This window comes from Paraburkholderia sartisoli (assembly GCF_900107685.1).
GTDB lineage: Bacteria > Pseudomonadota > Gammaproteobacteria > Burkholderiales > Burkholderiaceae > Paraburkholderia > Paraburkholderia sartisoli.
Genome location: NZ_FNRQ01000001.1, coordinates 62004 through 74560 on the forward strand (window position 1 = coordinate 62004; position 12557 = coordinate 74560).

A 12557-nucleotide genomic window follows, 5' to 3' on the forward strand; every position below is an offset into this window, starting at 1 on the left:
GCGACGCGTTCACCGGACCGCCCGCACCAGAATGGCCAGGCCCCCACGCACCGTATCCTTTCCCCAACGACGTTCCGCATCGAACCGAATGACGTGGCGTGGGTGCGGTTTTTCCGCGCGCGTTCTCACCCGCTCCATGAACGAATATCCATGACGTTCTGTGTGAAACGGCAGCCATATTTCTACCTCAGGCGCAGGGATATGTTCGCGGATGCGGGATGATCACCGCCCCTCCATTGCATCAACCAAACGTCAATTAATATCTTTTACGACCTGATTGTGCCGTAAAAATATATTGGACGTCTTACCGGTGCTCTCGCATTATTCGTACATTCCCGGCACACGCCCTGCCCGCTACCGATAGCCCGCCGCCTGCGGGCTATTGGCGCGCCGTCACCGTCCGCAACGGTGCATCGGCTGGCCCGGACACCATTCCAGTTTCGACAACCCCAATACCTGAGGACCCAGATGCCTGACTATCGCTCACGAACTTCGACTCACGGTCGCAACATGGCCGGCGCGCGCGCGTTGTGGCGCGCCACCGGCATGAAGGACGGTGACTTCGGCAAGCCCATTATCGCGGTGGTGAACTCGTTCACGCAGTTCGTGCCGGGCCATGTGCATCTGCGCGACCTGGGCGCGCTGGTGGCGAAGGAAATCGAAGCGGCCGGCGGCGTGGCGAAGGAATTCAACACCATCGCCGTGGACGACGGCATTGCCATGGGCCACGGCGGCATGCTGTATTCGCTGCCCTCGCGCGAGCTGATTGCCGACTCGGTGGAATACATGGTCAACGCGCACTGCGCCGACGCTATGGTCTGCATCTCCAATTGCGACAAGATCACCCCGGGCATGCTGATGGCCGCCATGCGCCTGAACATCCCGGTCGTCTTCATCTCCGGCGGTCCGATGGAAGCGGGCAAGGTCAAATCGCCGACCGACGGCCAGGTGATCGCGAAGATCGACCTGATCGACGCGATGATCAAGGCGGGCGACTCCCGGATCAGCGACGCCGAAGTGGCGGAAATCGAGCGCAGTGCCTGTCCGACGTGCGGCTCCTGCTCGGGCATGTTCACCGCGAACTCGATGAATTGCCTGACCGAGGCGATCGGCCTCGCGTTGCCCGGCAACGGCACGATCGTCGCCACGCACGCATGGCGCAAGGGCCTGTTCGAACAGGCCGGCCGTCTGGTGGTAGACCTGTGCCGCCGCTACTATCAGGAAGACGACACCTCGGTCCTGCCGCGCAGCATCGCCAGCAAACAGGCATTCGAGAACGCGATGGCGCTCGACGTCGCGATGGGTGGTTCGACCAATACCGTGCTGCACCTGCTGGCAGCGGCGCAGGAAGGCGGCGTCGATTTCACGATGTCCGACATCGATCGCATCTCGCGCAAGGTGCCGTGCCTGTGCAAGGTGGCGCCCGCAACCGACAAATTCCATATCGAAGACGTGCATCGTGCCGGCGGCATTCCCGGCATTCTCGGCGAACTGGCCCGCGCGGATCTGCTCGACCTGTCGTGCGGCAACGTGCTTGGCGGCACGCTCGGCAACGCGATTGCCGCGTGGGACATCGCTGGCGGCGCGGGCGAAGAAGCGCAGAAATTCTTCCGCGCGGCCCCGGGCGGCATTCCGACCACCGTTGCGTTCAGCCAGGAAGCCACGTTCGCGTCGCTGGATATCGACCGCAAGACTGGTTGCATCCGCAGCAGGCAGAACGCGTATTCGAAAGACGGCGGCCTCGCCGTGCTCTACGGCAATCTCGCGGAGAAGGGCTGTATCGTCAAGACAGCGGGTGTCGACGAATCGCAATGGATGTTCTCCGGGCGCGCGCGCGTCTTCGAGAGCCAGGATGACGCTGTCGAAGCCATTCTGGGCGACCAGGTTGTGGCGGGCGACGTGGTCGTGATCCGTTACGAAGGCCCCAAGGGCGGCCCGGGCATGCAGGAAATGCTTTACCCCACGTCGTATCTGAAATCCAAAGGCCTGGGTAAGACCTGCGCGCTGTTTACCGATGGCCGCTTCTCGGGTGGTTCGTCGGGGCTCGTGATCGGGCATGCGTCGCCGGAAGCCGCCGAAGGCGGCACGATCGGTCTGGTGGAAGAGGGCGATGTGATCGAGATCGATATTCCCGCGCGCAAGATGCACCTGGCGGTGTCGGACGCGGAACTGGCACGCCGTCGCGAAGCCATGGAGGCACGCGGCGACAAGGCCTGGATGCCGGCTGATCGTACACGCGTGGTGTCGCAGGCGTTGCAGGCCTACGCCGCGCTGGCGACCTCGGCCGACCGTGGCGCGGTGCGGGATCTCTCGCAACTTAAGCGCAAGTGATGTGCAACGGCTCTGTCGCGGCAACGCGATCAGGGCCAAAGAGACCGATATGCCGGATCCGGCCTGTCGGTCACTGCGCTGACCGGCCTGAAGGCGTCGACCAGCGCAGTCACGGACGGCTACGCCCTCGTGATAATCCACACTATCCAAGGTCCTTGCTGCAAAACGGAGTGAGCATGGATTTGTTATTCCATCGCCCGAATCCTGCGACCCTGCGACGTTCGCGCGCACGTAAAAAATAGAATAGAGCGTCGAACTGCGTCAGCGCACCGCGTACTGCGCCCTCTCCTGGCTTCTATGCTTGAAATCACAATGACTTCAATCAGATAAAGAGAGGAAAACGCATCTCTCTCTGCGAGAGAAATATCATGAAAATCCGTCTGCACTATCATCTGGCCTGTCTGGAACAGGCCCCCCACGCCCACGCCACAGCGACCTGTGCTGTGCATTCATCGTGGTTCGCCCTGAATGCAAGCCGCGCCTGCATGATCGCGTCCGTCGCACGTGCGGCGTTAAACCGCACGCAGGCGACTCGCGATGAACGCGTCGACGCTTCGTCACTCCTGCTGGGCAAAACCGCTTCATCGCGGCATCTGCTCAGCCGGACATCGCATGGCGGGAGGGAGACGTCATGAATACCGTGAACGACGAACGTCTCGAACTCCTGCAGTCGATCGCCCACGAAACGTTGGGAATAGCTTCGCTCCAACTGACTGGCAAGCCGACCGAGGATTTCCGCGTAATCAGCATCGAAAATCTCGCATGCGCGCTCGAAGCCGCATACGACGCCGGATTGCTGGTCGGCGCCCGGATCATCCGTGCCGCAAGCGAAACGCGCTGCAACTAGCAACGAACAAGGCGGCCCACAACGGGCCGCTTTTCCAGTCCGCGCTCAGGACCATCCACTGTATCGGCATCGCGACGACGGAAACGCAGCGCTTCGAGAGGCCGCGCCCATGCTCAATGCCGCCGGCGCGGCGCTCTACGAGGGAAAAGCAACGCAATCGCGTCAACGCGTGGCTGGTTGACGCGCGAGTGGAAGAACGGCGCCATCGAGACACATGCCGACGCCCGGCACAGTCATTTATTTTACCCGGATGTTATTGCGTTCTATATTTACACCCGGGTATAATCCGTCGAATTCATCCATTGAAGGGAGTTCGGCATGACCAGTCCAGCCACCTGCATCGCTTTCGAAGGCGTTCGCCGCATTGCGTCCGGCGCGCTGAAAGACGTGGCCGTTGCGGTGAAAGCCGTCGTCGACCGGGGCGAAAGTGCGCCCGTGCTGATTTTCGACAGCGTGACGAGCCAGCCTGTCGAGTTCGATCTGCGAGGCCCGGTCGATGAAGTCATTGGGCGACTGGCGGGTGCGGACGTAGCGCCGCCGCTGGCTGCGAACGAAGAAGCGCCGCGTGGACGCGGGCGCCCGAAGCTTGGCGTCGTCGCGCGTGAGGTGACGTTGCTGCCGCGTCACTGGGACTGGCTCAACGGCCAGCCGGGCGGTGCGTCGGTTGCGCTGCGCAGGCTGGTGGACGCGGCCCGTGCGGCAAACGAGGACCACGACCGCGTGCGTCGGGCGCAGGAAGCGACGTACCGTTTCATGACCGCGCTGGCCGGCAACCTGGCTGGATTCGAAGACGCAACGCGCGCGCTCTTTGCGAACGACCGCGCGCGTTTCGACGACCTGACAGCGCCATGGCCCACTGACGTTCGCGATCACGTGCGGAGTCTGTCGGAGCCGGCGCTCGGCGCTTCGGCCTGAAACGCGGTAATCCGTGAAGAGCAAAAAAAAACCGTTCACGCAGAAAGCGCGTGAACGGAAAGTCGGAGAGTTACAACAGTGCTGGCGTTACACATGGAATCACGCAGCGGTTGCAGTGTAGCCACGCGTGGGTACGCCAAACATCAGATGAATCCCAATCGGTCGAACGCCTGATCTGAACGTCGAAGTCTGCTTTCGAGGGCCTTTCGTACTTCATTAGCAGACTTGAATTCTGGGTATTCGTGCGTCAAGTCGGCTCCGCTCCCGGCCGTAAACAAGACGTGCGAATGTGATATCCGCGCTGCATGGTGTGTGGTGCGGGAAATCTCCTCCAGGATCCGGATGTACGAACAGGCGAATGACATGAAGTGGTTTGAGCGATTGACCGTGCTGAGAAAATTGCTGCTGGCGTTTGCGCTCGTCACGGGTTTTGGTGCCGTGACCGGCGTCGCGGGCATGACGGCGCTGTCCGCGCTGCACGGACTCACGGAAGCAATCGGTGGCCGCTACATGGACGGTCTCTACTGGATGGAAGAGGCAAACCGCCACAAGGTCGACACGGACCTCGCCGCGGCGAACCTCGGCTACGCCCCCGACGATGCGGGCCGTCAGCGTCTGAAAGAAGAAATCGTCGTCTCGCTGAAGGAGATGCACTCGGCGTTCGACAGCTTCGCCGCGACCATCACGACCAGCAAGGGCCAGACGCTGCTCGACGATGTGATGAAAGCGAACACAGTCTGGGAAGGGATCGTGCGTGAGCAGATCGGCCTCGATCCGGTTCCGGCGGGCGTCGACAACGCGGAGCTCGTGCGCCGTGCGATCGCGGCGAGCGTCGCGATGCGCGAGCGCATCAACGTCGTCATCGAATATCGCCGTCAGCGCTCGACCGACGCGCAGGCGGAAGCCACCGCCCGCTACGAACGCATGCGCCTCGTCATGATCGTGCTGGTGCTCGCGTCGATGGTCACGGGCATGGTGCTCGCGTGGCTGATCGCGCGGCGTCTGTCGCGGCAACTCGGCGGCGAGCCGGCTTACGCGGCTGAAATCGCGAACCGCATCGCCGCCGGCGATCTCGCCGTGCGCGTCGACACCCGCGCGGGCGACAACGACAGCCTGCTCTTCGCGCTCCGCAACATGCGTGAGCGGCTGGCGGGCATCGTCGGCGGCATCAGCACGTCGAGCGAATCGATCCTGATTGCTTCGGGTGAAATCGCCCAGGGCAATACCGATCTCTCGCAGCGCACGGAAGAGCAGGCCGCTTCGCTCGAGGAAACCGCGTCGAGCATGGAGCAGCTCACCGCGACCGTGCGGCAGAACGCGGACAACGCGCAGCAGGCGAGCGGCGTCGCGCACGGCGCAGCGGAAGTGGCGGCACGCGGCAACGTGCTGGTGAACGACGTCGTCGACACGATGCGCGACCTGGCCGCGGGCTCGAAGCGGATGACGGACATCATCGCCGTGATCGAGGGCATTGCGTTTCAGACCAACATCCTCGCGTTGAACGCGGCTGTCGAAGCGGCACGTGCGGGCGAGCAGGGTCGCGGTTTCGCGGTGGTCGCGGGCGAGGTGCGCTCGCTCGCGCAGCGCAGCGCGGTCTCGGCGAAGGAAATCAAGGAGCTGATTGAAAACTCGACGACGCGTGTGGGCAGCGGCGCCGAACTGGCCGAGCGCGCGGGCCAGACGATGGCCGAGGTGACGCACGCGGTCAAGCGCATGAACGACATCATGGGCGAGATTTCGGCGGCGTCGACTGAGCAGAGCACTGGCATCGAGCAGGTCAACCGCGCGGTCGCGCAGATGGACCAGGTGACGCAGCAGAACGCGGCCCTCGTCGAACAGGCGGCCGCGGCTGCGGGTTCGATGGCGGATCAGGCGCGGCAGCTGAAGGTGGCCGTTTCGGTGTTCACCGTGAGGGCACGCGCGGCCTGATCGTCGTCACACCCTGCGGGCGACTAAGCATGAACGTTTCGTCGCCCGCGCCACGCATGGGTGCGCTTCGTGCCATGCATCATTTCATGCAGTTGCTTTCTCGCGCGCCTGTTCCTCGAGATACAACGCCATCTCTTCCGCGAACGCTTTCGCGACCGCGGGCCGCTGCGCGATCTGCCGGCAATACGCATCCACCGAAGGCCATGCGGCGAGACTCACACCCGAGTACTGCGCCCAGTTCAGCACGGTCGCAAGATAGGCATCGGCGACCGTGAACCGCTCCAGCAAGAACGCATTCGCGGCCAGATGCGCATCCAGTACAGCGAGACGCAGCGGCACCCGCTTGCGCGTGTAATTCAGCACGTCTTCCGCGGCGGTGGGATCGAGCAACGCGACGAACACGGCCTTGTGCAATTCCGTGCTGATGAACCCGAGCCACTGCTGCACTTTCGCGCGCTCCGCCGTGCCGGCGGGCGGCATCAGGTGCGCGTGCGGGAACTGGTCGGCGACGTACGGCAGGATCGCCGTGTTTTCGGTGAGCAGCCAGCCATCGTTCGTGCGCAGCACCGGCACCTGCCCGAGCGGGCTGACCTGATAGAAATCCGTGCCGTCGGCGACGCGCTTCTTCTTCGTGTCGACCTGAATGAAGTTCGCGTGCGCGTTCGCTTCGTAAAGCGTGATGCGGGTCGCGAGCGAGCAGGCCATGGGAGAAAAATACAGATCCATTCCGGTGCCTCCAGTCGTTGGTTTGAGTTTTGTACTATAGTGAACAAAATTCGACGACGCCAGATATTTTTATGCATACCGGTACAAAAAGAGAAAAACGACCTCGCGGAAGGCCTCGCGCCTATGACGCAACCGAAGCGGTTGCCAGTGCCACGCAGGCGTTCTGGCAAGGCGGCTATTCGGGCACGTCGCTCGACGACCTGAGCGTCGCGACGGGCATGAACCGTCCGAGCCTTTACGGCGCGTTCGGCGACAAGCACGCGCTCTATCTGGATACGCTCGACGGTTACATCGACGCCGGGCTCAAGGGGATGGAAGCGGCGCTCGGCGGCGACCTGCCGCTCGCGCAGGCGTTGATGCGCGTCTACGATGCGGCGCTCGCGATTTATCTGCCGGCTGGCGGCGAGCCGCGCGGATGCTTCCTGATCGGCACGGCGGTGGTCGAAGCGAAGCGCGACGCGGACGTTCGCGCGAAGCTCGCCGATGGCCTCCGGACCTTCGATGGCGCGCTGGAGCGGCGTCTGCTGCGTGCCCAGGCGCAGGGCGAACTCGATCCCGCCGCCGACGCCGCGGTGCTGGCGAGAGTCGCATCCGCGATCATGCACAGCCTCGCGCTGCGCTCGCGCGCGGGGGATACGCGCGCAACGCTGCGCGCAACAGCGGCGGCCGGCGTCGCGCTGATCTGCGCAACGCAAGCGCCAGCCTGCACAACGCCAGCGCCAGCGGCGCCTTCGGTGGAACCGCCCAAACGGCGCCGCAAGGCCGGCTGAGTGACGTCGCCCAGCAAGACCGAAGCGCACCGCGACAACCCGGCAACATACTGACGGCTTGTCATCGGCAGGCCTGCTCCGTACACTCGCGCGTAATTCCAGAACAGTGCCGCTTTTGCGGTGCTTCCCCTGCTTTCACGCCGATTAGAGGAGACATCCCGCCATGGCCGATTCCTACTTCCCCCGCTGGCGCGTCCAGCCGCGAGCCATCGAGGGCCGCGTCGTCGGGCCCGACGAGCGGCTCGCCGGGCCGCAGATGCTCGCGATGGGTATCCAGCACGTCGTGGCGATGTTCGGTTCGACGGTGCTCGCGCCGCTGCTGATGGGCTTCGATCCGAATCTGTGCATCTTCATGTCAGGCATCGGCACGCTGCTCTTCTTCGTGCTCGTGGGTGGGCGCGTGCCGAGCTATCTCGGTTCGAGCTTCGCGTTCATCGGCCTCGTGATCGCGGTGACGGGTTACGGCGGACACGGTCCGAACCTGAACATTCCCGTCGCGCTCGGCGGGATCATCGCGTGCGGCGTCGTGTACGCGATCATCGGCTTCATCGTGTCGGCGATCGGCACGAAATGGATTGAAACGTTGATGCCGCCCGTCGTCACCGGTGCGATTGTCGCGGTGATCGGGCTGAATCTTGCGCCGATCGCGGTGAAAGGCGTGAGCGCGAACGCGTTCGATTCGTGGATGGCGCTCGTGACGGTGCTGTGCGTCGGCGCGGTCGCGGTGTTCGCGCGCGGCATGCTGCAGCGCCTGCTGATTCTCGTCGGCCTGCTGATCGCGTATGTGATCTATGCGATCGTCACGAACGGTCTGGGGATGGGCAAGCCGATCGACTTCGCGGTCGTCGCGAATGCCGCGTGGTTCGGCATGCCGCACTTCACGGCGCCCGTCTTCAACCTGCAGGCGATGACGCTGCTCGCGCCGGTCGCCGTGATTCTCGTCGCGGAAAACCTCGGGCACATCAAGGCGGTGAGCGCGATGACCGGCCAGAACCTCGACGGCTATATCGGCCGCGCGTTTATCGGCGACGGCCTCGCCACCATCGTGTCGGGATTCGCCGGCGGCACCGGCGTCACGACGTACGCCGAAAACATCGGCGTGATGGCCGTGACGAAGATCTATTCGACGCTCGTGTTCGTGATCGCCGCACTGATCGCGCTCGTGCTCGGTTTCTCGCCGAAGTTCGGTGCGGTCATCCAGACGATTCCGGGTCCGGTGCTGGGCGGCGTATCGATCGTCGTGTTCGGCCTGATCGCGGTGACCGGCGCGCGTATCTGGGTCGTCAACAAGGTCGACTTCTCCGACAACCGCAATCTGATCGTCGCGGCCGTCACGCTCGTGCTCGGCGCGGGCGACTTCACGCTGAAACTCGGTGGCTTCGGTCTGGGTGGTATCGGCACGGCGACGTTCGGCGCGATCATCCTGTACGCGCTGCTGCGTCGCAAGCCGGCACAGCAGCCGGTCGTTTAGGCGAAGGCAGCAAATCAGCCGCGCGCCGCACCCCGGTTCAACCGGCGACGACGCGCGACTTTCAACCCTCCCGGCCGCGCGCCACCCGCGTGCCACCCGCCCGTCATTGACCCGTCATCCGCGCGCGCGGCCGCGCATCGTCAGCGCGGTCTCCGACAGATCGACCTCGCGCATCAGCCGTGTCAGGGTCTCGTCGTTGATCTTCTGGGCGTTGCGCAGCGCGACCAGCGTCGCGCGCTCGGCATGAATCGCGGCGAGCCGCATCCGCAGTTCCAGTGCTTCCGCCTGCTGCGCCATTTTGCGTGGCGCGCCTTCCTCGCCGAGCGTCGCGAGCCTGCGCCGGTAAATGTCCATCACGCGTGCCGTCACGTCGGCGGCCGAGGCCGACTCCGATTCGTCGAGACCAGCGTTCACCGTGTCGTGCATGTCGTCGATGGCGCGGATCGCCGCCTGCGCCGCGTGCGTTCGCGCGAGCTTTTCTTCGGCTTCGTGCGGATCGCGACGGTTGCCGTGCGTGATGAACGGCAGCACGATCACCGCCACCAGCAACGACGCGAGTATCACGCCCGATGCGATGAAGATCGCCAGGTCGCGCCCCGCGAGCGAGACCGGCAACGACAGCACGCCCGCCAGCGTGACGGCGCCGCGCACGCCCGCGATCGTCGTCACCGCGACCATCCGGACGCCCGGCACGGCGTTCGTGACGCCCTTGCGTTTGGCGCCGCGGCTTGCAAAGAGCCGCAGCACCCACACCCACACGTAGCGCAGCGCATACAGCACGAGCAGCACGGCCGCGACGTAGCCGATCAGCCGCAGCACCTGCCCGTCGCTCGTGTGATGCGCGTCGAGCAGCGCATCGCCGAGGATGTGAGGAAACTGCAGCCCGAGCAGAATGAACACCATTCCGTTGAAGACGAACTCGATCATCGTCCACGTGCTCGCCGCGCGCATGCGCGTCGAAACCGGCCCGACATGCATGATGCTGGTGTAGTTCATCATCATTCCGGCTGCGACAGCCGCCAGAATGCCCGACCAGCCGAAGTGCTCGGCGAACAGGTATGACGCGAACGGAATCAGCAGCGTCATCACGACGCCCGGAGCCGGGTCGCCTTCCTCGGTCATGTTCAGAAAGCGCGACGAGACGAAGCTGAACACCCAGCCGACCGCGGCGCCGGTCGCGAGGCCGCCGGCGGCGATGATCACGAAGCTGATCGACGCGTCACGCAGCGAGAACACGCCGGTCAGCGCCGCCGCAATCGCAAACTTCAGTGCGACGAGGCCCGACGCGTCGTTCATCAGCGCCTCGCCTTCGAGGATATGCATCAGCTGCGGCGCGATCCTTCCCTTGCCGGCGATGCCGGTCAGCGCGACGGCGTCGGTCGGCGACAGCACGGCGGCAAGCGCGAACGCGACCGGCAGCGGAATCGCCGGCACGAGCGCATGCACGAAGTAGCCGACCGCGAGCACTGTCATGAACACGAGCCCGAGCGCGAGCATCAGGATCGCGCGCCGCTGCATGAAGAACTCGCGCTTCGGGATGCGCCAGCCGTCCGCGAAGAGCAGCGGCGGAATGAACAGCACCATGAAGATGTCGGGATCGAACGTGACGTGCAAGTCGAGCTTCGGCCACGCGAGCAGTGCGCCGATCGCGATCTGCACGAGCGGCAGCGGCGGTTTGACGGGCAGCACCCGGATCAGGACGCCCGAACTGGCGACCGCGAGCAGCAGGATAAGAACGGTAAAAACGATTTCCATCAGGTCTTTTCTGGAGGTTGCGGAGCGGCATCGACGGCGCGCCGAAGCAGCCGCGAGCGCGGCCAGCGACATGGCGCGGACAGCGACGCCAGCAGGAACACGAGCCCGCAGTGTAGCCGGCGCCCCCGGATCCTGCCGCGAAACGCACGCTGGACCGGGACGCGGGTGTGTCCCTTGTTGCACCGTTACGGTGCCCCGCCGCCCCGCCTCGACGCACGAAACTGACGATCGGAGCCCGGCAGGCGCGCGAACTAACGCGATATGTGCGCCAACGTGCGCACGGAGCTTGCTTAAGCTATATCGATGACGCACATTTTGAGCGTGGAGCCCGTCCGGTCGTCCCTCGACAGGATCGCTCCACGCGCGCGTGAGAGGATTGCATGAGCATTGCGCAGCAGGACAGAACGGCCGTCGCGCCGCACGGGTTCGAGGTGAGTTTCGCCTCGGGCCTGCAACGTTATTCGACGCAGCACGGGGAGCTGGAACTCACGAGCGTGTTCCAGCCGATCTTCAGCCTGTCGCACATGCGCGCGGTCGGCTACGAGGGACTGTTGCGCGCGCACGATTCGCTTGACCGCCCGGTTTCGCCGCTCGACGTGTTTGGCCAGGCCGCCCGTCTCGGCGACGTGCTCCAGGTCGACCGTCTCGCGCAGGCGCTGCATCTGGAGAACTTCAAGGCGCTCGGCGCGGAAACGGAGTGGCTCTTCCTGAACGTGCATCCGGGCGCGCTCACCGATCCGTATCACGCAGCCGCGCTGCTCGCCAACCTGCGGCGGCTCGATCTGCCCCCGCGCCGCATCGTGCTCGAAGTGCTCGAACAGCGCGCGGACGATCTCGAACGTCTCGCCGAAGCGGTGCGCGAGTTTCGCGAGCGCGGCTTCCTGATCGCGCTCGACGACTTCGGCGCGGGGCATTCGAACGTCGAGCGTATCTGGCAACTGAATCCCGACATCGTGAAACTCGACCGTTCGCTGCTCGCGCCGGGAGCGATCCGGCCGCAGGGTTCGTCGATCCTGCCGGGGCTCGTGGCGCTGCTGCATGAGGCGGGCAAGCTGGTGCTGGTCGAAGGGGTCGAGACCGAGAGCGAGGCGCACATGGCGCTCGCGTGCGACGCCGACTTCGTGCAGGGATTTTTCTTCGGCCGGCCGAGCGCCGCGACGGTCGATGCTTCGGCGAGCGCGGCGTTGATCGGCGAGTTGACCGAGCGCAACCGGCATCTGACCGGGACGCGCGAAAAACGCGATGCGTCACGCCTTGCACCGTACATCCGTGCGTTCGAGCGGGCGGCCGAGCGGCTGTCCGCCGGCGAGCCGCTCGACGAGGTGTGCTGGAATTTCCTGTCGCTCGATCACGCGGCCCGCTGCTTCCTGCTCGACGAGAACGGCCGGCAGTCGGAGCGCAACGTCGTGCTGCGCGCGGACCGGGCCGTGCAGATGTCGCGCTTTTTGCCGCTCTCGGATGCGAAGGGCGCGAGTTGGCTGCGCCGGCCGTACTTTCGCTCCGCGATGCGCGAACCGCAGCGCGTGCAGGTTACGCGCCCCTATCTGTCGATCAATGAAGCGACGATGTGCGTGACGCTGTCGATCGCCACACGCGTCGGCGACCGATTATGCGTGCTGTGCGCGGACATCGACTGGCAAGGTGAAATGGTGGAATCTCCGAACCCGTCGCAGGTGTGACGGCATCGGAAAACATTGGAAAAACCCCGCACGGGACGATGTTTTGTAAAGGTTTGTTGTCCCAAATTTAAGACCAATCTGATTCTCTCCGACAAGGGCGGCAAACGATTGATTTGCTTTCTGATGGCTTACAT

10 protein-coding genes are annotated in these 12557 nt (G+C 64.5%); 8 read left to right on the plus strand and 2 right to left on the minus strand.

Annotation, left to right across the window (positions count from 1 at the left end):
* Positions 1 to 468 precede the first annotated feature (468 nt).
* The 5 genes from ilvD to BLV45_RS00340 all read left to right on the plus strand — a co-directional run bounded on the left by ilvD (position 469) and on the right by BLV45_RS00340 (position 6022).
* Positions 469 to 2331 (plus strand): dihydroxy-acid dehydratase, encoded by a 1863-nt coding sequence (gene ilvD, locus BLV45_RS00325; protein WP_090527323.1) that lies wholly within the window; start codon positions 469 to 471, stop codon positions 2329 to 2331.
* A gap of 368 nt (positions 2332 to 2699) precedes the next feature.
* Positions 2700 to 2966, plus strand: a complete 267-nt coding sequence (locus BLV45_RS26875; RefSeq protein WP_143130368.1) for a hypothetical protein — start codon at positions 2700 to 2702, stop codon at positions 2964 to 2966.
* On the plus strand, positions 2963 to 3178 hold the full coding sequence (locus BLV45_RS00330; protein WP_090527326.1) for a DUF6900 domain-containing protein: 216 nt from the start codon (positions 2963 to 2965) through the stop codon (positions 3176 to 3178). Before BLV45_RS26875 ends, BLV45_RS00330 begins: the two co-directional genes overlap by 4 nt.
* A 318-nt stretch (positions 3179 to 3496) precedes the next feature.
* On the plus strand, positions 3497 to 4093 hold the full coding sequence (locus BLV45_RS00335; protein WP_090527328.1) for a DUF2239 family protein: 597 nt from the start codon (positions 3497 to 3499) through the stop codon (positions 4091 to 4093).
* 363 nt (positions 4094 to 4456) lie between these two features.
* Positions 4457 to 6022: a methyl-accepting chemotaxis protein gene (locus BLV45_RS00340; protein ID WP_090530881.1), complete on the plus strand. Its 1566-nt coding sequence runs from the start codon at positions 4457 to 4459 to the stop codon at positions 6020 to 6022.
* 84 nt (positions 6023 to 6106) lie between these two features.
* Here the strand turns inward: BLV45_RS00340 and BLV45_RS00345 are convergent, their stop codons facing one another.
* A complete protein-coding gene (locus BLV45_RS00345) occupies positions 6107 to 6748 on the minus strand; it encodes a glutathione binding-like protein (protein WP_090527331.1) in 642 nt (213 codons plus the stop codon).
* Between the two features lie 71 nt (positions 6749 to 6819).
* On the opposite strand from BLV45_RS00345, the gene BLV45_RS00350 reads away from it, so the two are divergent.
* On the plus strand, positions 6820 to 7518 hold the full coding sequence (locus BLV45_RS00350) for a TetR/AcrR family transcriptional regulator (RefSeq protein WP_090527335.1): 699 nt from the start codon (positions 6820 to 6822) through the stop codon (positions 7516 to 7518).
* Positions 7519 to 7681: 163 nt separating this feature from the next.
* The gene (locus BLV45_RS00355) at positions 7682 to 8989 is read left to right on the plus strand and encodes a solute carrier family 23 protein (RefSeq protein ID WP_090527338.1); all 1308 of its coding nucleotides are present in this window, start codon (positions 7682 to 7684) and stop codon (positions 8987 to 8989) included.
* 114 nt (positions 8990 to 9103) lie between these two features.
* Here the strand turns inward: BLV45_RS00355 and BLV45_RS00360 are convergent, their stop codons facing one another.
* Positions 9104 to 10744: a Na+/H+ antiporter gene (locus tag BLV45_RS00360; protein ID WP_090527341.1), complete on the minus strand. Its 1641-nt coding sequence runs from the start codon at positions 10742 to 10744 to the stop codon at positions 9104 to 9106.
* 380 nt (positions 10745 to 11124) lie between these two features.
* On the opposite strand from BLV45_RS00360, the gene BLV45_RS00365 reads away from it, so the two are divergent.
* Positions 11125 to 12423 (plus strand): EAL domain-containing protein, encoded by a 1299-nt coding sequence (locus BLV45_RS00365; RefSeq protein ID WP_090527344.1) that lies wholly within the window; start codon positions 11125 to 11127, stop codon positions 12421 to 12423.
* Positions 12424 to 12557 lie beyond the last annotated feature (134 nt).